Source organism: Streptomyces sp. NPDC101219 (assembly GCF_044767675.1).
Classification (GTDB): domain Bacteria; phylum Actinomycetota; class Actinomycetes; order Streptomycetales; family Streptomycetaceae; genus Streptomyces.
Map to the genome: position 1 here is coordinate 409,242 of NZ_JBIWOK010000007.1, position 22,544 is coordinate 431,785.

A 22,544-nucleotide genomic window follows, 5' to 3' on the forward strand; every position below is an offset into this window, starting at 1 on the left:
CCGGAAGGGGGCCGAGCTGGGGGAGGCCATGCGCTTTCGCGGGAAGTCCATCCGCCGGAAGATCGTGGCGCTGCTTCTCGTGCCGCTGCTGTCCCTGACGACCATCTGGGCCTTCGCCACGGTGCTCACGGGGCGGGAGGCGAGCCACCTGTTCGACGTCTCCTCGGTCATGGAGGAAGTCGGCTACCCCGTCGAGGACACCGTTCGCGTCCTGCAACAGGAGCGGCGCCTGACGCTGGTCCACCTCGCCGACCCGCGCGCCTCCGACGGGCTCGCCGCCCTCCGCCGCAGCCGCGCCGCCACCGACAAGGCCGTCAGCAGCGTCCGCGCGAACGTGGCGAAGTCCGACGTCCGCGAGGCGTTGGGCGAGGACACCGAGGACCTGAGCGCGGTCCTCGACTCCTTCGACGGGATCGAGTCGCTGCGGCGCAGCGTCGAGGACGGCACCGTCGACCGCGCCCAGGCGCTGGACCTGTACAACCGGCTCGTCGACCCCTGCTACATCCTGCTGGCCAACCTCCACGTCGTCGACGACGTCAGCCTGGACAAGCAGTACCGGGCCCTCGTCAACCTCGCCCGGGCCCGTGAGCTCCTCTCCCGCGAGGACGCCCTGCTCGGCTCCGCCCTGATCGTCGGCAGGCTGTCCCGCGCCGAGGTGCGGGAGGTCTCCGACCTCGTCGCCCAGCGTTCGCTGCTGTACGACGCGAGCCTGCCGCAGCTCCCGAGCGCCGAACGCGACCGCTACGTGACCTTCTGGAAGAACGCCTCGTCCGCCCCGCTGCGCGTCGGTGAGGAGGCGGCCGTCTCCTCCGGCACCGGGCCGCCCCGCGGGATCAGCGCGAAGAGCTGGGACACCGCGGCCGGCACCGTGCTCGAGGAACTCGGCTCCCTCAACGACCAGGCCGTCGACCGCTACCAGGACCGGGTCCGGCCGGTCGCCATGGGCGTCATCACCCAGGCCGTCGTCGCCGGGGTGCTGGGCCTGCTCGCCCTGCTGCTGTCGCTGTTCCTGTCGGTACGCGTCGGACGCGGCCTCATCCGCGACCTGCGACAGCTCCGCCTGGAGGCCCTCGAGGCGTCCGGGGTGCGGCTGCCCGGCGTGATGCGCCGTCTTTCCGCGGGCGAACAGGTCGACGTCGAGACCGAGGTGCCGCGCCTGGAGTACGACAAGAACGAGATCGGCGAGGTCGGCCAGGCCCTCAACACCCTCCACCGCGCCGCCGTCGAGGCCGCCGTCAAACAGGCCGAGCTGCGCGCCGGCGTCTCCGAGGTGTTCGTCAACCTCGCCCGGCGCAGCCAGGTCCTGCTGCACAAGCAGCTCACCCTCCTGGACACCATGGAGCGCAGGACCGAGGACACCGAGGAACTGGCCGATCTGTTCCGGCTGGACCACCTCACGACCCGTATGCGCCGGCACGCCGAGGGTCTGGTCATCCTCTCCGGCGCCGCACCGTCCCGGCAGTGGCGCAAGCCGGTCCAGCTCATGGACATCGTGCGCGCCGCCGTCGCCGAGGTGGAGGACTACGAACGCATCGAGGTGCGGCGCCTGCCGCGGGTCGCCGTCACCGGTCCCGCCGTCACCGACCTCACCCATCTCGTGGCCGAACTCCTGGAGAACGCCACCGTGTTCTCGCCGCCGCACACCGCGGTGCAGGTCCTCGGCGAACGCGTCGCCAACGGCTTCACCCTGGAGATCCACGACCGGGGCCTCGGTATGACGGCCGAGGCGCTGCTGGACGCCAACCTGCGGCTCGCCGAGACCCCGGAGTTCGAGCTGTCCGACACCGACCGGCTCGGATTGTTCGTGGTCAGCCGGCTCGCCCAGCGGCAGAACGTCCGGGTCTCCCTGCAGCCCTCCCCGTACGGCGGCACCACCGCCGTCGTGTTCATCCCCGACGCGCTGCTCACGGACGACGTGCCCGACACCAACGGCGTCGGCTTCCGGCTCGACCGGCCGCAGCGCGGCAAGGACGCCAGGGACAAGGAGTCCGAGGAGAGCCGCCGCGCCGCCCTGTCCCAGGTGCCCGTCGCACTGCCCGGTCTGCCCGCCGGGCTGCTCGACGGCCCCGTCGAACTGGAAGCCCCGGTGGGCCTGGACGCCTCCGTCGACCCGGGCGCCCTCGACGGGTTCCCCGGCGCGCTGGACGACGAGGACGGCGAGCACGGCGGGCTGTTCCGCCGCCGCTCCCCGGCCCGCACCGACGACGAGCGCTCCAGGGGACGGGAGCCGCAGCGCGGCCGCCCGGGAACCGACGGCGGACCGGAGGACGCGACGGACGACCAGGTGGCCGCCCCCGTCCCCCTGATGCGCCGCAGGAGCCCGAAGCTGGTCAGTTCGCACGGCCGTCCGGTCGGGGACCCGCGCTCCCGCTGCGACCGGCCGGAGCAGAACGGCGCCGTGTCGTCCTCGCGCCCCGAACGGGACGGTCCGCCGTCCCTGGCGGAACGACGGCGGGACGGCAGGCAGGCGCAGACCCCCGGCACCGACCGGCCGTACCGGGAGCCCGCCACCCCGCTGCCGAGCCGGCGCCGCACCTCATCCCCCGCCATCGGATCCCGCGCCGACGGGCCGGGGGAGCCCGGGGCACCGGACGCCGGAGGAGACACCGGCCGGCCCGCACTGCCGCCCCTGCCGGCCCGCCGGCGCGGCGACGACGCCCGCCCCGCGCCCGGCGGATCCGGCGGCCGGGACCAGGACGCACCGGACCACGACCCGCCCGCCGCGCCCTCCGGCCGGAATCCCGGCTCCGAGACGCCCTCCGGTCTGCCCCGCCGCACCCGCCTCCCCGCCGTCGGACCCGGCGGGCAGAACGGCGGACAGGACGGCGCACCGGCGGCCCGGCCGCAGCCGGACGACGGCCCCGCACGGCCGGGCGCCGCCGACGGCGCGCTGCCCCGCCGGGTGCGGCAGGCCAGCCTCGCGCCGCAGCTCAAGCACAGTGCCGAACGGCACACCGAGGACACCGGCCCGCCCGTCGAGCGGGACGCGGAGGAAGTACGCAGCCGCATGGCCTCGCTGCAGCGCGGCTGGCAGCGCGGCCGTGAGGAGAACGCCGCGGGCGACGAAGGCCACGACGGCACGGCACCACGAGGAACGAGCAAGGGGGACGGTCGATGACCGCACCGAACACGACCGGCCACGACGCGACCGACAAGGGGCAGCTGAACTGGCTGCTGGACGACCTGGTGGAGCGCGTCGCCAGTATCCGCAAGGCGATCGTCCTGTCCGGCGACGGCCTGCCCACCGGCGCGTCCCGGGACCTGACCCGGGAGGACAGCGAGCACCTGGCCGCCGTCGCCTCCGGATTCCACAGCCTCGCCAAGGGCGTGGGCCGCCACTTCGAGGCGGGCAGTGTCCGCCAGACCGTCGTGGAGCTCGACGAGGCGTTCCTGTTCGTCACGGCCGCCGGCGACGGCAGCTGCCTGGCCGTGCTCGCCGATGCCGACTCCGACGTCGGACAGGTCGCCTACGAGATGACGCTCCTCGTCAAGCGGGTCGGTGCGCATCTGGCGGCCGCTCCACGCACCGATCTGCCCTCCGGCGGGTAGTGGGATGACATGAGCTCTGACGGGCAGGGAAGCAGCCACTGGTTCGACGACGAGGCCGGACCGGTGGTCCGCCCCTACGCCATGACCCGCGGCCGCACCACCAGTGCGGCCCAGCACCGCCTCGACCTGATCGCGATGGTCGTCACCGAGCGTCACGCCGACGACCCGGAGACCGACCCCACGCTGTCCCCGGAGCACGTGGACATCGTGGAACGGTGCCGGGACACGCCCCAGACGGTCGCCGAACTCGCCGCGGAACTGGATCTTCCGATCGGCGTGGTGCGGGTCCTCGTCGGCGATCTCGTCGACGCCGCGTTCGTGCACGTGAACCGTCCGGTACCGCCCGCCGAGCTGCCGGACGAGAGTATTCTGCGCGACGTGATCGACGGCCTCCGGGCGCTGTGAACGGCGCGGGAGCGGGGTACTGACATGACGGGCTGGCAGTTCTGGGTCGACAGGGGCGGCACGTTCACCGACATCGTCGCGCGCCGTCCCGACGGCCGGCTGCTCACGCACAAGGTGCTCTCGGACAACCCGGCCGCCGCCCGCCCCGGCGCGGGCGCCACCGCCGACGCGGCGGTCGCGGGCATCCGTGAGCTGCTGGGGGACTCCGCGGAGCCGGTCGAGGCCGTCCGGATGGGGACGACGGTCGCCACCAACGCCCTCCTCGAACACAAGGGCGAGCGGACCCTGCTCGTCATCACCCGCGGCTTCCGCGACGCCCTCCGCATCGCCTACCAGAACCGCCCGCACATCTTCGCCCGCCGCATCGACCTGCCCGACATGCTGTACGAGCGGGTCGTCGAGGTGGACGAACGCGTCGCCCCCGACGGCACCGTGCTGCGCCCGCCCGACCTCCACGCCCTGGCCGGGCCGCTGCGGCAGGCGTACGACGACGGCATCCGGGCCGTCGCCGTGGTCTGTCTGCACAGCCACCTCCACCCCGCCCATGAACAGGCCGTGGGGGAGCTCGCCGCCCGCGTGGGTTTCCCGCAGATCTCGCTCTCCAGCGAGGTCAGCCCCCTGATGAAGCTCGTCCCCCGCGGGGACACCGCCGTCGTCGACGCCTACCTCTCGCCCGGGCTCCGCCGCTATGTGCGGCGTGTCGCCGACGCACTCGGAGGCGCCCGGCTGATGTTCATGCAGTCCAACGGCGGGCTCACCGAGGCCGGGCAGTTCCGCGGCAAGGACGCCATCCTGTCCGGACCGGCCGGCGGCATCGTCGGGATGGCGCGCATGTCGCAGCTGGCCGGCTTCGACCGGGTCATCGGCTTCGACATGGGCGGCACCTCCACCGACGTCTCGCACTTCGCGGGCGCCTACGAACGCGTCTTCACCACACTGATCGCCGGCGTCCGGCTGCGCGCGCCGATGCTGGACATCCACACCGTGGCGGCCGGCGGCGGCTCGGTCCTGCACTTCGACGGCTCCCGCTACCGGGTCGGTCCCGACTCGGCGGGCGCCGACCCTGGACCGGCCTGCTACCGGGGCGGCGGCCCCCTCGCGGTCACCGACGCCAACGTGATGCTCGGCCGCATCCAGGCGGCGCATTTCCCCACGGTCTTCGGCCCCGGCCGCGACCAGCCCCTCGACACCGCCCTGGTCCGGGACCGTTTCGCCGGCCTCGCGCGCGAGATCCGGGAGCGGACGGGCGACGACCGCACACCGGAACAGGTCGCCGAGGGCTACCTGCAGATCGCCGTGGCGAACATCGCCGCCGCGGTGAAGCGGATCTCCGTGCAGAAGGGCCACGACGTCACTCGCTACGCGCTGACGACCTTCGGCGGCGCCGGCGGCCAGCACGCGTGCATGGTCGCCGACTCGCTCGGCATCCGCACCGTCCTGGTGCCGCCCATGGCGGGCGTCCTCTCCGCCCTCGGCATCGGGCTCGCCGATACCACCGCCATGCGGGAGCAGTCCGTCGAGGTGCCGCTCGAACCCGCCTCGATGCCGGGCGTGGAGAAGACGGCCGACGACCTGGAGGCCGCCGCCCGCACCGAACTGCGGGCCGAGGACGTCCCCGACGACCGGATCGAGGTGACCCGCCGGGCCCAGCTCCGCTACGACGGCACCGACACCACCCTCACCGTGGAACTGAGCCGGCCGGAGACGATGCGGCACGCCTTCGAGGACCGTCATCGCGCCACGTACTCCTTCACACTCGACCGGCCGGTCGTCGTCGAAGCCCTCTCCGTGGAAGCCACCGGCATCACCGCACCCCCCGACCTCTCCACCCTCGCCACCCCTGCCGAAGCCGCCGGCGACCCGAGCACCGTCCGGCTCCACACCGGCGGCGCCTGGCGCGACGTGCCCCTGCACCAGCGGCAGGAACTCGCTCCCGGCCGGACCGTCACCGGACCCGCGATCATCACCGAGGCCGGTTCCACCACCGTCGTCGACGACGGCTGGCGCGCCGCCGCGACCGACGGCGGGCACCTGATCATGGAACGGGCCACGGTCACACAGAGTTCCCGACTGGACACAGAAGCGGACCCGGTGCTGCTGGAGGTCTTCAACAACCTCTTCATGTCCATCGCCGAACAGATGGGCGCCCGCCTCGAATCGACCGCCCAGTCCGTCAACATCAAGGAGCGCCTGGACTTCTCCTGCGCCCTCTTCGACCCGGACGGCAACCTGGTGGCCAACGCCCCCCACATCCCCGTCCACCTGGGCTCGATGGGCACCAGCGTGAAGGAGGTCCTTGGGCGGCGCGGCTCCCGCATGCGGCCCGGCGACACCTACGCCGTCAACGACCCCTACCACGGCGGCACCCACCTGCCCGACGTCACCGTCATCACCCCCGTCTTCGGCCCCGGCCGCCCCGACGCCGACACCGGCCCGGACGGTGAGCCGGAGGTCCTCTTCCTGGTGGCCTCACGCGGCCACCACGCCGAGATCGGCGGCATCGCCCCCGGCTCCATGCCCGCCGACAGCCGCACCATCGAGGAGGAGGGCGTCCTCTTCGACAACTGGCTGCTCGCCGAGCACGGCCGTCTCCTGGAGGAGGACACCCTCCGCCTGCTGACCTCCGCGCCCCATCCCTCCCGCAACCCGGCCACCAACCTCGCCGACCTGCGCGCCCAGATCGCCGCCAACCAGAAGGGCGTCGACGAGGTCCGGCACATGATCGACACCTACGGCCTCGACGTCGTCCAGGCGTACATGAAGCACGTCCAGGACAACGCCGAGGAGGCGGTGCGGCGCGTCATCGACGCCCTCGACGACGGCGAGTACGCCTACGAGACCGACTCGGGCGCGGTCATCCGCGTGCGCGTGAGCGTCGACCGCGCCCACCGCTCCGCGACCGTCGACTTCACCGGGACGTCCGCCCAGCTGCCGACCAACTTCAACGCCCCGTCCGCCGTCGTGAACGCGGCCGTCCTGTACGTCTTCCGCACCCTCGTCGCCGACGACATCCCCCTCAACGACGGGTGCCTGCGGCCCCTGACGATCGTCGTGCCGCCCGGGTCCATGCTGGCCCCCGAGCCGCCCGCCGCCGTCGTCGCGGGCAACGTCGAGACCTCCCAGGCCATCACCGGCGCCCTCTACGCCGCGCTCGGCGTCCAGGCGGAGGGCTCCGGCACCATGAACAACATCACCTTCGGCAACGCCCGCCACCAGTACTACGAGACCGTCGCCTCCGGGTCCGGGGCCGGCGACGGCTTCCCCGGCGCCTCCGTGGTGCAGACCCACATGACCAACTCGCGCCTGACCGACCCCGAGGTGCTCGAGTGGCGACTGCCCGTCCGCCTGGAGGAGTTCGCGGTGCGCACCGGCAGCGGCGGCGCCGGACGGTGGCCCGGAGGGGACGGCGCGGTGCGCCGGCTCCGCTTCCTGGAACCCATGACCGTCTCCACCCTGTCCCAGCACCGCCGGGTCCCCCCGTACGGGATGGCCGGAGGTGAGCCCGGTGCGCCCGGCGCCAACCGGATCGAACGGGCGGACGGCACCGTCGTCCGCCTCGCCGGGAGCGACTCGGCCGATGTGCGCCCCGGAGACGTCCTCGTCATCGAAACCCCCGGCGGCGGAGGGTACGGCCCACCGTCCGCCCCTCAGAGCAGGAGAAGCAACCGATGATCTTCGGCCGTTCCGAGCGCGGGAAGCCGCCGGTCGAGCCCGTCACGCTCAAGATCCTCGTGGCCGGCGGCTTCGGCGTGGGCAAGACCACGCTCGTCGGCGCCGTGAGCGAGATCCGGCCGCTGCGCACCGAGGAACTGCTCACCGAGGCGGGACGTCCGGTCGACGACGTCAGCGGGGTGGAGGCGAAGAACACCACCACCGTGGCCATGGACTTCGGCCGCATCACGCTGCGCGAGGACCTCGTGCTGTACCTCTTCGGCACGCCCGGTCAGGAGCGGTTCTGGTTCATGTGGGACGAACTGTCCGAGGGCGCCCTCGGCGCCACCGTCCTCGCCGACACGCGGCGGCTGGAGGACTGTTTCGCGGCCATCGACTACTTCGAGCGCCGCTCCATCCCCTTCGTGGTCGGGGTCAACTGCTTCGAGGGCGCCGACCGTTACCCGCCCGAGGACATCCGGCAGGCCCTCGACCTCGACGACCACGTCCCGCTGCTGATGTGCGACGCCCGGGACCGTGAGTCGGTCAAGGAGGTCCTGGTCGGCGTGGTCCAGCACGCCATGGCGCAGGCCGCGCGGCAGCGCCCGGCCGTCACCACCTGACCCCGGGCCCGCACCATCTCACGGACGAAGCCGTGCTCCCGCCGCGCCGACGCGGCGGGAGCACGCGCGTGAGGGGATCACGCCCGAGGCGGTCACGCGCGGGGCGGGTTCACCCGTCGCCCTCCTCGACCCAGCCGAAGCTCTTCTCCACGGCCCTGCGCCAGTTGCGGTACTCGCTCTCGCGCACCTCGGCCGCCATCGCCGGCTCCCACTCGGCGTCCTTCTGCCAGTGCGCCTTCAGTTCGTCCAGCCCGTTCCACACGCCCGTGGCCAGCCCGGCGGCGTAGGCGGCCCCCAGGCAGGTCGTCTCGGACACCCTGGGCCGGATCACCGGCACGCCGAGCACGTCCGCCTGATGCTGCATCAGCAGGTTGTTCTTCGTCATGCCGCCGTCGACCTTCAGGGTGGTGATGCGCACCCCGGAGTCCTGGTGCATGGCGTCCACCACCTCACGGGTCTGCCAGCTCGTCGCCTCCAGCACCGCCCGCGCGAGGTGGGCCTTGGTGACGTACCGGGTGAGGCCGGTGACCACGCCCCGCGCGTCGGAACGCCAGTAGGGCGCGAACAGGCCCGAGAACGCGGGCACGATGTACGCCCCGCCGTTGTCCGACACGCTCGCCGCCAGCGGCTCGATCTCGTCGGCGCTGCGGATGATGCCGAGCTGGTCGCGGAACCACTGGACCAGCGCCCCGGTGATGGCGATGGACCCCTCCAGGCAGTAGACGGGCGCCTCCTCACCGATCCGGTAGCCCATCGTCGTCAAGAGCCCGCTCTTCGACGGCACCGGCCGGTCACCGGTGTTCAGCAGCAGGAAGCTGCCCGTGCCGTAGGTGTTCTTCGCCGTGCCCACGTCGAAGCACGCCTGCCCGAACACCGCCGCCTGCTGGTCCCCGAGGGCCGACGCCACCGGCACGCCAGCCAGGGGGCCCACGGCCGTGCCGTACACCTCCGCGGACGACCTGATCTCCGGCAGGACCGCCTCCGGCACGTTCATCGCCGACAGGATCGAGGGATCCCACTGGAGCGTCTCCAGGTTCATCAGCATGGTGCGGCCCGCGTTGGTCACGTCCGTGACGTGCCGGCCGCCGTCCGGGCCGCCCGTCAGGTTCCAGATGAGCCAGGAGTCGATGGTGCCGAACGCGATGTCGCCGTTCTCCGCGCGGGCCCGGAGCCCGGGCACGTTGTCCAGCAGCCAGGCCGCCTTGGGCCCGGAGAAGTAGCTGGCCAGCGGCAGCCCGGTCTGTTCGCGGAAACGGTCCTGCCCGTCGGAGCCGCCCAGTTGGCGGCAGAGGGCGGCCGTGCGCGTGTCCTGCCACACGATCGCGTTGTGCACGGGCTTGCCCGTGGCGCGGTCCCACAGGACCGTGGTCTCCCGCTGGTTGGTGATGCCGAGCGCGCTCAGCTCGTCGGCCCGCAGACCGGCCTTCGCGAGCGCCCCGGCGACCACCGCCTGCACCTTGGACCAGATCTCGGTGGCGTCGTGCTCCACCCAGCCCGGCTTGGGGAAGATCTGGCGGTGTTCGCGCTGGTCGACGGCGACGATCGCGCCGTGCTGGTTGAAGACGATGCAACGACTGGAGGTGGTGCCCTGATCGATCGCGGCGACGAACGTGTCCGTCATGGCGTCCCCTTCGTCGGTACGTTCGGTACGTTCGGAGAACTGCTCGTTCGGAAGACTGCTCGTGCGGAGGGCTGTTCGTGCGGAGGGCCGTGCTGCGGATCAGAAGGCCGCGTTGAAGATGACCCCGGACAGGGCCGCCCCGATGAGGGGCCCCACGACGGGGACCCACGCGTATCCCCAGTCCGAGGTGCCCTTGTTGGGGATCGGGAGCAGCGCGTGCACCACGCGCGGCCCCAGGTCGCGGGCCGGGTTGATGGCGTATCCGGTCGGACCGCCGAGCGACAGGCCGATGCCGACCACCAGGAACGAGACGATCAGGATGGAGGTGCCCGACTCGCCGAGCCCCTTGGTGAGTCCGAAGGCCAGGATCGGCAGCACCAGACCCACGGTCGCGATGATCTCGGTGACGAGGTTGGCGACGGGATGGCGGATCGCGGGGATCGTGGAGAAGATGCCGAGCGTCGGCTGGGCGAGGTCCTCCTCCGCGTTGGCCCGGAACTGCGCGTAGTAGACCAGCCAGCACAGCACGGCGCCCAGCATCGCGCCCACCAGCTGCCCGGCCACGTACACGTGGACCTGGTCCCAGTCCCCGGTGTCGATGGCGATGCCGAGGGTGACCGCCGGGTTGAGGTGCCCGCCGGACAGGGGCGCCGCGGTGTAGGCCCCCGCCATCACACCGAAACCCCAGCCCAGCGCGATGACGACCCATCCGGCGTCCTTGGCCTTCGAGTAGTTCAGGACGACCGCCGCGACGACCCCGGCGCCGAACAGGATGAGGATGGCGGTGCCGATGATCTCCCCGACGAATATGTCTCCATTGCTCATGGCGGCTCCTAGGCCCGGCCCGGGACGCCTCGGCCCCGGACCTCACGTGCAGGATGCGTTTCCCATGGCGGCGCCGGCCGGGAGCAGGGGCGGTCCGCGCCCCGCCCGGCCTGCGTGACGGGCGTGCGTTGCCGTCGCACCGCCCGTGGGGGAGCGGGCCCCGGCATACGGGACCCCCGCCGCGGCGTGCTGGAATGCGCCGGGATGTGCGGCGATGCCGACTGACACGGGAAGTGTTCACCGGCGCCCAGGGGGCGTCAAGGTCGCCGACCGCACCGGTTGTGCGCCCCGCGCGGGGGAGCCGTCCGTACGCCCCCGGCCGGACGTTGTGATGATCGGATACAGTCCGCGCGTGTCCAGAACTCACCCACCCGCCGGCAACGCCGCACCGGGCTCCCACTGTTCGAGCTGCGGCACGCGCTACGGACAGGGCGTCACCGGCTGGCCCCGCACCTGCCCGGCCTGCAGCACCACGGCCTACCGCAACCCGCTGCCCGTCGCGGTGGCCCTCCAGCCCGTGTACGACACCCAGGGCACCGGCCTGGTCGTCATCACCCGGACCATCCCTCCCGCGCGCGGCGGAGCGGCGCTGCCCGGCGGCTTCCTCGACGACCGGGAGGACTGGCGGCAGGCCGTCGTCCGCGAACTGAGGGAGGAGACCGGCATCGACGCGGAGAGCCGCGACGTGCGGCTCGCCGACGCCATGAGCTCCCCGGACGGGCACCTGCTGCTGTTCGGGCTCCTCCCGGAGCGCTCCGCCGACGTCCTGCCGCCCTTCACCGCCACCGACGAGACCGACGGCCGCCGCCTGATGCGTCGCCCCGAGGAACTCGCGTTCCCCCTTCACACCCTCGCCGCGCGGGCCTGGTTCGAGGGCCGCTACATCTGACCCCGGCGGGCGTCCCGCCGCGCGTCAGCCCGCCTCCACCCCGCGCAGCCGCACCGGATGGGGCGGGGGCCCGGCACCGTCGTCCCCCTCGCGCTCGACGACGACCCGGGAGCCCGCCCACCGGGTGGTGTACCGCTCCGGCTCCGGCTCCTTCCACCCGTCCCCGGTGTCCGGCAGCACCGTGCCGCCCCCGCTCCGGCCCCGGGCGGGCGCCCAGACCTCCAGTTCCAGCCCGCCGCGCGGCCCCCGCACGGGCAGCACCGCGCCGGCCCGGGCGAACACCGGTATCCGCTCCAGCGGCGCGTCGGCCGCCACCCGGGCCGGGCCCTCGTACGCCCGCTCCGTCGCTGTGTCGTACCAGCGCCCGCGCGGCAGGGGCACGGTGCGGCGCACGGTGCCGGGAGCCGTCACCGGCGCCACCAGCAGGGCGTCGCCCAGCAGGAAGGCATCCTCGCAGTCCCGCAGGGCGCGGTCCTCCGGCGTCGCCCACCACAGGGGCCGCACCGGCGGCGCCCCCGTGCGCCGGGCCAGGTGCGCCAGCGTCATGAAGTACGGCTGCAGACGACGCCGTTCGAGCAGCGCCGCCCGGGCGAGGGCCACCACGTCGACGCCGGACCCGCCGGTGTGCGGGCGCCCCTCGCGCGGGACCGCGTGGGTGCGCAGCAACGGCAGATGCGCGCCGAGCTGCAGCCACCGCACGTACAGCTCGGGGGACGGCGCGTCGCCGGTCCCTCCGACGTCCGCGCCCGCCAGGGGCACCCCGCACAGGCCGAGGCCCAGGACCACCGCCAGCGACGCCCGCAGCCCCGGCCAGCCCGCCGCCACCGGCCCCGAGCGGACGCCCCCGTACCGCTGCTGGCCGGCCCACCCGGCGCGCGACACCACGCACGGCCGCTCGTCGGGCACCAGCCGCCGCAGCCCTTCGTACGCCGCCCGGGCCATGGACAGCGCGTACACGTTGTGCGCCTCGCGATGATCCCCGCCGGCGCCGTCCAGGGCGTGCCGCGCCGACCGGGGCAGCGTCGCCTCACCGAACGCGGTGAGCGACGTCGGCTCGTCCCCCTCGTGCCAGAAGCCCGCGCATCCCAGCGCGAGCGGCTCCGCGTACAGACCGCCCCACCAGTCCCGCACGCGCGCGTCGGTGAGGTCGGGGAAGACGGCCTCCCCGGCCGCGCCCACACCCCGCACCACGGTCCCCGCCGCGTCCCGCACGAAGACGTCCCCGGCCGCACCGCGGTCGTGGACGGAGCCGCCCGGCCCGGCACCGACCGCGGGGCGGACCGCCGACACCAGCCGGACGCCGTCCTGTCGCAGCTCGTCCGCCAGCTCCGGCAGCGCGGGGAACCGGTCCCGGCCGACGGTGAACACCTCACGCGCGCCGGGCCGGCCGGAGTCCAGGTGCACGGCGTCGAGCGGCAGCCCGTGCTCCCGGTGCCCGGCCACGATCCGGCGGACCTCCTCCGCACCGCCCGCACCGGCCCCCGCGAGATGGTGGCCGAACGCCCACCCGGGCGGGACCGCGGGCGCCCCGCTCAGGGAGGCCCAGGCCAGCAGCACGCGCGCGGGCGTGCCCGCCATCACCCAGCAGCGCAGCGGGCCGCCCGCCATGCGCAGCTCGCTCGTCCCGGGCCGGTCGTGCCCCGAGCCACGGCCCTCCTCTCCCTCCAGCAGCGTCACCGTGCCGTCCCACGGGTTGTCGTGGAAGACCAGATGGGTGCCCGCGTCGGCCACCACCACCTGGACCGGCATCGTGCAGGGCGGCGGACCGTCCCCGGTCCCGCCGGGGCGCGGGCCGGTGTTCCACAGCCGGTACCGGCCGGAGCGCAGCCGGGGCCCCGGCGCCCGCCCGCCGAGCCCGAAGAACCGGGCGTCGGCCGCCACCTCCGAGCGCTGCATCCAGCGGGCCGGGCCACCGCCGGCCGGCTCCCACCACCGGGGCGGCATTTCCCGGCGCAGCAGCACCCCTCCGGGGGTGAGCACGTCCACGGCGCCCTGGCGGGACACGGCGACGGTCACCCGCTCGGCCACGACCCGCCAGCCGCCGTCCGTGTCCGGTTCGAGCACCGCCCGCGGATCCGGCTCGGGACACGGTCCGGCCAGCGCGTACGACGGTTCGGGCCCCGCCCCGTCCCAGCCCAGGAAGACCGCCCCGCTCCCCGTGACCAGCACGCGCAGCTCGGAGCGGGCGAACCGGACGACCCCGCCGCCCGGCCCGGGCACCCCCTCCCGGACCGCGCCCGGCGCGCGCGCCCGCTCGGGGCCGCGCCGCGGCAGTCCGGTGGCGTCGGCGCGGTGCCTGCGCCACGCCGCCCGTACGGCGCGCAACCCCTGAGCCGGGCCCATCGAGCCGACCGCCCTCACCGAACGCACCAGGTCACGACCGTCCATGCTGCTCACCCTGCCACTCGCCGCTGCCCGCGGGCGTGCCGTTCAACTGCCGTTCATCCACGGGCGGAGCACATCCCACGACACGGCGTGTGTGAGGGGCACCCTGGTGCGGAAGTCGATCACATGGCATCGTCCCTGTCAGCCGCGTCACGCGCACACCCCAGCCCGTGCGCGCGGGACGCACACCATGCGCACAGTCCGGGAGCCGCCCCATGTCGACCGCGAATGCCCTGCCCCTCTGGCAGCCCGATCCGGAACGCATCGCCCGCGCGCGGATCACCGAGTTCCAGGCCTGGGCCGCCCGGCACCACGGTGCCCCCGCCGAGGGCGGGTACGCGGCCCTGCACCGCTGGTCGGTGGAGGAGCTCGAGACCTTCTGGGCAGCCGTCGCACAGTGGTTCGACGTCCGTTTCTCGACGCCGCCCGACCGCGTGCTCGCGGACCGCTCCATGCCGGGCGCCCAGTGGTTCCCCGGCGCGACACTCAACTACGCCGAACACGCCCTGCGCGCGGCCGCGGACCGGCCCGACGCCCCCGCCCTGCTCCATGTGGACGAGACCCACGAGCCGCGCCCCGTCACCTGGGCCGAGCTCAGCCGGCAGGTCGGATCCCTGGCCGCCGAGCTGCGGGCCCTGGGCGTACGCCCGGGAGACCGTGTCAGCGGCTACCTGCCCAACGTCCCCCAGGCCGTCGTCGCCTTCCTCGCCACGGCCGCCGTGGGCGGCGTGTGGACGTCCTGCGCGCCCGACTTCGGCGCCCGCAGCGTGCTCGACCGCTTCCAGCAGGTCGAACCGGTCGTCCTGTTCACCGTCGACGGATACCGCTACGGCGGCAAGGAGCACGACCGCCGGGACGTCGTCGCCGAGCTGCGCCGCGAGCTGCCCACCCTGCGGGCCGTCGTGCACATCCCGCTGCTGGGCACCGACGCCCCCGACGGTGCGCTGGACTGGTCGTCCCTCACCTCCGCCGACACCGAACCGGTCTTCGACCAGGTGCCCTTCGACCACCCCCTGTGGGTGCTCTACTCCTCCGGCACCACCGGCCTGCCCAAGGCGATCGTCCAGTCGCAGGGCGGCATCCTGCTGGAACACCTCAAGCAGCTCGGCCTGCACTGCGACCTGGGGCCGGACGACCGCTTCTTCTGGTACACCTCGACCGGCTGGATGATGTGGAACTTCCTCGTCTCCGGCCTCCTCACCGGCACGACGATCGTCCTGTACGACGGCAGCCCCGGCTACCCGGACACGGCGGCCCAGTGGCGGATCGCCGAACGCACCGGGGCCACCCTGTACGGCACGTCCGCCGCCTACGTGATGGCCTGCCGCAAGGCCGGCGTGCACCCCGCGCGCGACTTCGACCTGTCCGCGGTGCAGTGCGTCGCCACCACCGGCTCGCCGCTCCCGCCCGACGGCTTCCAGTGGCTCCACGACGAGGTGCGCGACGACCTGTGGATCGCCTCCGTCAGCGGCGGCACCGACGTCTGCTCCTGCTTCGCCGGCGCCGTGCCCACGCTGCCGGTGTACGTGGGCGAGCTCCAGGCCGCCTGCCTGGGCACCGACCTGCAGTCCTGGGACCCGGCAGGCCGGCCCCTGACCGACGAGGTCGGCGAGCTCGTCGTCACCAACCCCATGCCGTCGATGCCCGTCCACTTCTGGAACGACCCGGACGGCAGCCGCTACCACGACAGCTACTTCGACGTCTATCCCGGCGTCTGGCGGCACGGCGACTGGATCACCGTCACCTCGCGCGGCTCGGTGATCATCCACGGCCGCTCGGACTCCACGCTCAACCGGCAGGGCGTGCGCATGGGGTCCGCCGACATCTACGAGGCGGTGGAGCGGCTGCCCGAGATCAGGGAATCGCTCGTCATCGGCATCGAACAGCCCGACGGCGGCTACTGGATGCCCCTGTTCGTCCACCTGGCCCCCGGGGCCACGCTCGACGACGACCTGCTGGACCGCATCAAGCGGACCATCCGCCGGGAACTGTCACCGCGCCACGTCCCGGACGAGGTCATCGAGGTGCCCGGGATCCCGCACACCCTCACCGGCAAGCGCATCGAGGTCCCGGTCAAACGGCTCCTGCAGGGCACCCCGCTGGAGAAGGCGGTCAACCCCGGCTCCATCGACAACCTCGACCTCCTGGCCTTCTACGAGGACCTGGCCCGCAAACGCGCCTGAGCGGCCGGGTGCACCACGACCGGGCGCGGCACGGCCGGGCGGGGCACGACCGGGCGCGGCACGGCCGGGTGCAGCACGACCCGGCGCGGCACAGCCGGGCGGGGCACGTCATCCCCCGTACGTGGCCTCGGACTCACCGAGCACAGCGGCGAAGTCCGAGGCCAGGCGCACCGCGTCGGCCGGCTCCAGCGCGGCCGTGCTGATCCGCACGCCCGGCGGGGACGACAGCCGGAAACGGGCCCCGGCCGCGACCCACCAGCCGTACGACCGCAGCCCGTTGACCACCGCCGACTCGTCCCGGACCGGCACCCACACGTTCAGCCCGCTCGCCCCGTGCGCCTCGATGCCGCGCGTGCCGAGCTCGCGCAGCAGCGCGGTGCGACGCAGGGCGTACGTCTCCCCGGCGCGCGCCACCAGGGCACGCGTGCCGTCGTCGGTCAGCAGGCCGTGCAGGACCTCCTGCAGCAGGTGGCTGACCCAGCCCGACGTCAGCAGCATCCGGCCGTCGTGCCGGGCCTGGGTGACGGGGTCGCCGGCCGCCGCGGCCCACCGCAGGTCGGCGCCCAGGAACTTGCTCACCGTCCGCACGTGCACCCACCGCGGCAGACCGGCGGCGGCCAGCGTGTGCAGCGGGGCCCCGGCGACGGCGGAGGCGTGGTCGTTCTCGACGACCAGCACGTCCGCATGCCCCCGAAGAAGCTCCGCCAGCGCGTCCCTGCGGGCCGCGGAGAAGTGACCGCCCCGCGGGTTCTGGGCGCGCGGACTGCACACCACGCAGCGCACCCCGGCCCGCAGTGCCGCCCGCAGCGCGTCCGGCCGCATGCCCTCGTCGTCCACCGCCACCGGCACCGCCCGCAGCCCGAGCGCGGTGAGCAGATCCAGCAGATGGTGGTAGCCGGGGTCCTCCATGGCCACCGCGTCCCCGGGACGCAGCTCCACGGACAGCAGCCGTCCGATCAGATCCAGTGCCCCGTGGGCGAAGCTCACGTGCGCCACGGGCACGCCGTCGGGTTCCAGCAGCTCCCGCACCGCCTGTTCCAGCTTGGCCAGCCGGGGCGTGGCCCGGTGCGAGCGGGCGTCGAGGGCCAGGCCCCCGGGAGGGACCGGCCCGGGAAGCAGAGCGGGGTCGGGGTGCCCCCCGGCCAGGTCCCGCACGCCCTCCGGGACGCGCGGCGGACGTCGTGACGCCACGGCGGGCGCCGGTGCGACCACCGTCCCGCCGCGCCCGCGCGTGACGACGATGCCGCGCCGTCGCAGCTCCTTGTACGCCGTGGCGACCGTCCCCGGGCTGACGCCCAGTTCCTCCGCCAGCCGCCGCACCGGGGGCAGCGCGGTGCCCGGCCCCAAAGCGCCCTCGGCCACGCCGCGTTCGACCGATGCGGCAATTCCCTTGGCTGTCGTCCCACTGATCGCATATTGTGATGCCACAGAATGAATTATGTATCAATACATAATTTGACGCAAGGGGGAGCAGTGCATCCGGTGCGCCGCGCAGTCATCTGGTCCGAACGCGTTCCCGGCGGCCCGGACGGCCGCCGCATGGTCACCATCGCCCTCGTCGACCGCATCGGCAGCGGCCTGTGGACCTCCGTGTCCGTCCTCTACTTCACCTACGTCTCCCACCTCTCCGTCGCCCGGATCGGCACCCTCGTCGCCGTCGCCGGAGCCGTCGGCATCATCGGCTCGCCGCTGGCCGGCCACATCGCCGACCGCTTTCCCCTCACGCGCGTGCTGATCGTCGTCCAGACCGTGCGCGCCCTCGCCGCCCTCGCCCTGCTCACCACCGACGACTTCGCCCTGCTCCTCGCCTTCTGCGCCGTCGGCAGCCTCGGCGACCGCGCCGGGAACGTCCTCACCAAGCTGTACGCCACCCGCATCGCCGGCCCCGACCGCGTCCGGTACCAGGCCATCCAGCGCACCGTCGCCAACGCGGGCTGGGCCCTCGGCGGCCTCGCCGCGGCAGCCGCCCTCGCCCTCAACGACTCCGCCGCCTACCAGTGGCTCCTCGTCGGAGACGGCCTGTCCTTCCTCGCCTGCGCCCTGCTCACCCTGCGCTGCGGCGAACCCCCGTCCGCCTCCCGCACCGTCACCACCTCCCGCACCGTCACCACCTCCCGCGACGACGCCCCCGCGACCCGCCCGGCCAGTCCCTGGCGCGACCGCACCTATCTCGCCTACGTCGCCACCGAGACCGTCCTCTTCCTCGACGACGCGGTCTTCAAGGTGGGCCTCCCGCTGTGGATCGTCCACGCCACGGACGCCCCGCACGGCCTGGCCCCCCTGCTGATGGTGCTCAACAACGTGATGGTCGTGGCCCTCCAGGTCCCCCTGGCCCGCTTCGGCGCCACCACCGCGGCAGCCCGCACCCTCCTGCTGCCCCTCAGTGGCCTCTTCTGCCTCGGCGGCATCACCCTCGCCCTCTCCACCGCCGACGGAGCCGTCGCCGCCACCCTCTTCCTCACCGCCGCCGCCGTCGCGTTCACCGTCGCCGAGATGCTCCACGCCACCGTCTCCTGGGAACTCTCCGTCGCCCTCGCACCCGAGGCCGCCCAGGGCTCCTACCTCGGAGCACACGGCCTCGCCCAGGCCGCCCAGCGCAGCATCGGCCCGCTCACGGTCACCACCGCCATCGCCGTCGGCCCCCTCGGCTGGGCCGCCTTCGGCACCACCATCGCCGCGACCTGCCTGGTTCAGCACCGGCTGGTGCGCGACCGCCTCACCCGGACCCCACTGTCAGTGCCCCCGACTACGGTGAGTGAGCATTGACCGACCGTGCACAGGGGGACACATGGCACACACCGACCACCGGACCCTGCGACGCGCCCTGCGCCGTGAGATCGCGGGCACCATCGGCCTGCTCACCGACGAACACGACTTCCGCGCCATGCGGCGCTACCGCAGCTTCGCCTTCCAGGACCACGCCACCTACCTCAGGCACGTGGAGGCCGTCCTACGGACCCGCGCCCTCCAGGGCGGCCACACCACCCTGACCCTCTTCGACCCCGAGGAGTACGCCGACTACTGCGCGCGCGGCGGCCTCGACCCGGACAGCCACACCAGCCGCACCCGCTTCACCGCGGAACTCGCCGCCACCGGCCCCGCCGTCCCCTACGACGGCGAATCCCTGTCCGCCCTCGTCCCCACTCTCGTAGACGAGAGCGTCCGGCAGGCGACCTGGGAGTACGCCGCCTCCCTCCTCGCCCGCCTGGGCCCCTGCACCACCTGCGGCGAGGACCTGGGCCGCGCGGCCCACGCCCGCGCTTCTCACCTGCTCACCCGCATCCTGGACACCGCCCCGCCCGGCCACCTGCACCTGGTGTGCAGCGTCTCCGGGCCCGCCGAGACACTCCTCGCCGTCCTCCACGCCGACGACCACGACGGCCGGCCGGACCTGGACGAGGCCGAGGCACTGGAGTTCACCGCCGTCCTCGCCGTCGGACTCGCCACCCACAGCCCGGGCGGACTCGTCGTGCGGGTCAGCACACCCGGCGCCCCCGACCGCGTCCACGGCTGGCGACTGCGCGGCTACGGCCTCGTCCCGCTCACGGCCGGCGAGGTCTTCGACGCCTACTGCACCGACGTGCAATCCGGAGACCTCATCGCCCCCGAGTCCAACGTCGACTACTGCGCAGCACCCGACCTGGGCGACAGCGGAGCGGGCCCGGCCCACGGCCACTGACACCCGCCACCGCTACCCGGCCCGCACACGGCGAAGGGGCACTCCCGGCCACGGGAGCACCCCATTCGCCGGCCGCGTGAGCGACCCGCCGACCTGCAACCTGCTGACGGACGGACTACTCGCCCGACAGCACCGACCGGGCGGCGCTGCGCGCCTCGTCGGCACTGTCCGCCGCCCGAGCTGCCGACGCGGCCCGCTCGCACTGCGCCAGCGTGTACTTCGCCAGCGTCGCCCGTACATAGGGGATGGACGCCGCACCCATGGAAAGAGAGGTGACACCCAGACCGGTCAGCACACACGCGAGCAGCGGATCGGACGCCGCCTCACCGCAGACACCGCAGCTCTTGCCCTCGGCCCGCGCCGCCTCCGCGGACAGCGCCACCAGGTCGAGCAGCGCGGGCTGCCACGGGTCCTGCAGCCGCGACACCGCACCCACCTGCCGGTCGGCGGCGAACGTGTACTGCGCCAGATCGTTCGTGCCCAGCGAGAGGAACTCCACCTCCTGCAGGATGGACCGCGCCCGCAGGGCGGCCGACGGGATCTCGACCATCGCACCGATCTTCGCCCGCAGACCCGCCTCCCGGCAGGCCTCGGCGAAGGCCCGGGCATCCGCGCGGTCGGCCACCATCGGCGCCATCACCTCGAGGTACACCGACAGCCCCTCGGCGGCCTCGGCCAGCGCGGACAGCTGCGTCCGCAGCACCTCCGGGTGGTCGAGCAGCGTCCGCAGGCCCCGCACGCCCAGGGCGGGGTTCGGCTCGTCGCCCGGGGTCAGGAAGTCCAGCGGCTTGTCCGCACCCGCGTCCAGCACCCGCACGACGACCCGGCCGTCGGGGAACGCCTCCAGCACCTGCCGGTACGCCGCGACCTGCTTCTCCTTGGACGGGGCGTTCTTGCTGTCGTCCAGGAAGAGGAACTCCGTACGGAAGAGACCGACGCCCTCGGCACCCGCCTCCACGGCCGCCGCCACATCGGCGGGACCACCGATGTTGGCGAGCAGCGGCACCTTGTGCCCGTCGGAGGTCGCCCCCGGGCCCGTCGCCGCCTCCAGCGCCGCCCGGCGCTCGGCCGCCGCGGCCTCCAGCTGCGCCTTCTTTTCCTCGCTCGGATTCACGAAGATCTCGCCGGAGCTGCCGTCCACCGCGATCACCGTGCCCTCGGCGAGCTCACCGGCGCCCGGCAGGGCCACCACGGCGGGCACCCCGAGTGCCCGCGCCAGGATGGCGCTGTGACTGGTGGGCCCGCCCTCCTCCGTCACGAAACCGAGCACCAGCGTCGGATCGAGCAGCGCGGTGTCCGCGGGAGCGAGGTCACGGGCCACGAGGACGTACGGCTCGTCGCTGTCCGGAACGCCCGGCATCGGCACGCCCAGCAGCCGGGCGACGATGCGGTTGCGCACGTCGTCCAGGTCGGCCACCCGGCCGGCCATGTACTCACCGGCTCCGGCCAGCAGCTCACGGTAGGCCGCGAACGCGTCGTACACCGCCCGCTCAGCGGTGCTCCCGCCGGTGATGCGCCGCTCCACGTCCGTCATCAGCTCGGGGTCCTGCGCCATCATGGCCTGCGCCTCGAGCACCGCCTGGGCCTCGCCGCCCGCCAGATTGCCGCGCGCCATCAGGTCGGCGGCGACCGCCTCCACGGCCTTGCGAGCCCTCCCCTGCTCACGCTCGGCCTCGTCGGCCGTGATCTGCCTGGCCGGCGGTTCGAGCACGGCCGTACCCATGTGCCGCACCTCGCCGATCGCCACGCCGTGGCTCACGCCCACACCCTGCAGCGTTGTCTCCATCTCACCCGTCTCCGAATAGTGCGGCGCACCCGGCCGCAGCGTTGGTTGTCGTTCTTACGTAAACGCCAGGAGCGCCGGCACCGCGGTCATCACTTCCAGAGGAAGAGGGTGTCCCCGGCCGCCACGTCGCCGTCCTCGCGCAGCTCGGAGAGCACGTCGGCACCGGCTTCCAGCGCCACCACCGGGCACACCGGGGACTTGCCGGCGGCCTCGACGGCGGCGGGGTCCCAGCGCACGATGCTCTGGCCCCGGGTGACCGTGTCGCCCTTGTTGACGAGGAGTTCGAAACCCTCGCCGTTCAGCTGCACCGTGTCGATGCCGAGGTGGGTGAGGACGCCGTGTCCACCGCCGTCGACGACGACGAAGGCGTGCGGGTGCAGCGAGACGATGACACCGTCCACGGGGGAGACGGCCGTGGAGGGCTCCCGTACGGGATCGATCGCGGTACCCGGGCCGACCATGGCCCCGGAGAAGACGGGATCGGGCACAGCTGCCAGTCCGATGGCCCGTCCTGAGAGCGGGGACGTCACGGTGGTCATGGGAAGCCTCCCGGGTGGAGATCTGGAGAAGCGCGGCCACTACCTGTCCCGGACCGCGCACTGCAGCAGGGTATGTCATAGGACGTACCGGTTCCGGGCGGAAGATCCGGATTAGAGGTCTAGACCACATCACCCTAATGGATTTGCGCGTGGTCCGCGACCCCGTGTACAGTCGTGACTCCTGCTTGGGGCTGAGGGATGCGAACGTGCGTCCTGCCCGGCAGGCAAACCAACTCGTCAGATCCTACTCCGGGGATCCTCTTCTGCGTGCTCGCGGGAGGGTGGTCAAAGGGCCGGAAAAGTGCTGATAGAGTCGGAAACACCGAAGGGAAGCGCCCGGAGGAAAGCCCGAGAGGGTGAGTACGAAGGAAGCGTCCGTTCCTTGAGAACTCAACAGCGTGCCAAAAGT

The 22,544-nt window shown here is 73.4% G+C and carries 14 protein-coding genes and 1 pseudogene; 9 read left to right on the top strand and 6 right to left on the bottom strand.

From position 1 onward, the window contains the following. Positions 1 to 28 precede the first annotated feature (28 nt). The 5 genes and pseudogenes from ACIRPP_RS17065 (at position 29) to ACIRPP_RS17085 (ending at position 8,228) form a co-directional block, all read left to right on the top strand. Positions 29 to 3,118: a nitrate- and nitrite sensing domain-containing protein gene (locus ACIRPP_RS17065; RefSeq protein WP_403642999.1), complete on the top strand. Its 3,090-nt coding sequence runs from the start codon at positions 29 to 31 to the stop codon at positions 3,116 to 3,118. Beyond that, positions 3,115 to 3,549: a roadblock/LC7 domain-containing protein gene (locus tag ACIRPP_RS17070; protein ID WP_164337999.1), complete on the top strand. Its 435-nt coding sequence runs from the start codon at positions 3,115 to 3,117 to the stop codon at positions 3,547 to 3,549. Before ACIRPP_RS17065 ends, ACIRPP_RS17070 begins: the two co-directional genes overlap by 4 nt. 9 nt (positions 3,550 to 3,558) lie before the next feature. Then, positions 3,559 to 3,954, top strand: a complete 396-nt coding sequence (locus ACIRPP_RS17075) for a DUF742 domain-containing protein (protein WP_164337998.1) — start codon at positions 3,559 to 3,561, stop codon at positions 3,952 to 3,954. A gap of 24 nt (positions 3,955 to 3,978) precedes the next feature. Then, a pseudogene (locus tag ACIRPP_RS17080) lies at positions 3,979 to 7,639 on the top strand (hydantoinase B/oxoprolinase family protein); the annotation flags it as partial. After that, the gene (locus tag ACIRPP_RS17085; RefSeq protein ID WP_403643004.1) at positions 7,623 to 8,228 is read left to right on the top strand and encodes a GTP-binding protein; all 606 of its coding nucleotides are present in this window, start codon (positions 7,623 to 7,625) and stop codon (positions 8,226 to 8,228) included. The pseudogene ACIRPP_RS17080 and the gene ACIRPP_RS17085, both read left to right, overlap by 17 nt. A 109-nt stretch (positions 8,229 to 8,337) precedes the next feature. Here ACIRPP_RS17085 and glpK read toward each other — a convergent pair whose 3' ends face one another. After that, positions 8,338 to 9,849 carry a glycerol kinase GlpK gene (gene glpK / locus ACIRPP_RS17090; protein WP_403643007.1) on the bottom strand — a complete coding sequence of 504 codons (1,512 nt, stop codon included), beginning with the start codon at positions 9,847 to 9,849 and terminating at the stop codon, positions 8,338 to 8,340. 99 nt (positions 9,850 to 9,948) lie between these two features. Beyond that, entirely contained in the window at positions 9,949 to 10,674 is a 726-nt protein-coding gene (locus ACIRPP_RS17095) for an MIP/aquaporin family protein (RefSeq protein WP_403643009.1), read from the bottom strand. Between the two features lie 331 nt (positions 10,675 to 11,005). On the opposite strand from ACIRPP_RS17095, the gene ACIRPP_RS17100 reads away from it, so the two are divergent. Further along, positions 11,006 to 11,563, top strand: coding sequence for an NUDIX domain-containing protein (locus ACIRPP_RS17100; RefSeq protein WP_403643012.1), 558 nt, complete (start codon positions 11,006 to 11,008; stop codon positions 11,561 to 11,563). Between the two features lie 24 nt (positions 11,564 to 11,587). On the opposite strand, the gene ACIRPP_RS17105 is transcribed toward ACIRPP_RS17100, so the two are convergent. Beyond that, complete coding sequence (locus ACIRPP_RS17105) at positions 11,588 to 13,951, bottom strand: glycoside hydrolase family 31 protein (protein WP_403643014.1); 2,364 nt, start codon at positions 13,949 to 13,951, stop codon at positions 11,588 to 11,590. A 212-nt stretch (positions 13,952 to 14,163) separates the two neighbouring features. Between ACIRPP_RS17105 and ACIRPP_RS17110 the strand changes: the two genes are divergently transcribed. Beyond that, on the top strand, positions 14,164 to 16,131 hold the full coding sequence (locus tag ACIRPP_RS17110; protein ID WP_403643017.1) for an acetoacetate--CoA ligase: 1,968 nt from the start codon (positions 14,164 to 14,166) through the stop codon (positions 16,129 to 16,131). A 108-nt stretch (positions 16,132 to 16,239) separates the two neighbouring features. On the opposite strand, the gene ACIRPP_RS17115 is transcribed toward ACIRPP_RS17110, so the two are convergent. Further along, a complete protein-coding gene (locus ACIRPP_RS17115; RefSeq protein ID WP_403643020.1) occupies positions 16,240 to 17,559 on the bottom strand; it encodes an aminotransferase class I/II-fold pyridoxal phosphate-dependent enzyme in 1,320 nt (439 codons plus the stop codon). Positions 17,560 to 17,613: 54 nt separating this feature from the next. Between ACIRPP_RS17115 and ACIRPP_RS17120 the strand changes: the two genes are divergently transcribed. Together ACIRPP_RS17120 and ACIRPP_RS17125 are read left to right on the top strand one after the other, a co-directional pair. Beyond that, positions 17,614 to 18,897: an MFS transporter gene (locus ACIRPP_RS17120; protein ID WP_403643023.1), complete on the top strand. Its 1,284-nt coding sequence runs from the start codon at positions 17,614 to 17,616 to the stop codon at positions 18,895 to 18,897. Between the two features lie 22 nt (positions 18,898 to 18,919). Beyond that, positions 18,920 to 19,810, top strand: a complete 891-nt coding sequence (locus ACIRPP_RS17125; RefSeq protein ID WP_403643026.1) for a hypothetical protein — start codon at positions 18,920 to 18,922, stop codon at positions 19,808 to 19,810. 115 nt (positions 19,811 to 19,925) lie between these two features. Here the strand turns inward: ACIRPP_RS17125 and ptsP are convergent, their stop codons facing one another. After that, positions 19,926 to 21,596, bottom strand: coding sequence for a phosphoenolpyruvate--protein phosphotransferase (ptsP, locus tag ACIRPP_RS17130; protein ID WP_403643029.1), 1,671 nt, complete (start codon positions 21,594 to 21,596; stop codon positions 19,926 to 19,928). A gap of 89 nt (positions 21,597 to 21,685) precedes the next feature. Continuing rightward, positions 21,686 to 22,135, bottom strand: a complete 450-nt coding sequence (locus ACIRPP_RS17135) for a PTS glucose transporter subunit IIA (RefSeq protein WP_403643031.1) — start codon at positions 22,133 to 22,135, stop codon at positions 21,686 to 21,688. Between the last annotated feature and the right edge of the window lie 409 nt (positions 22,136 to 22,544).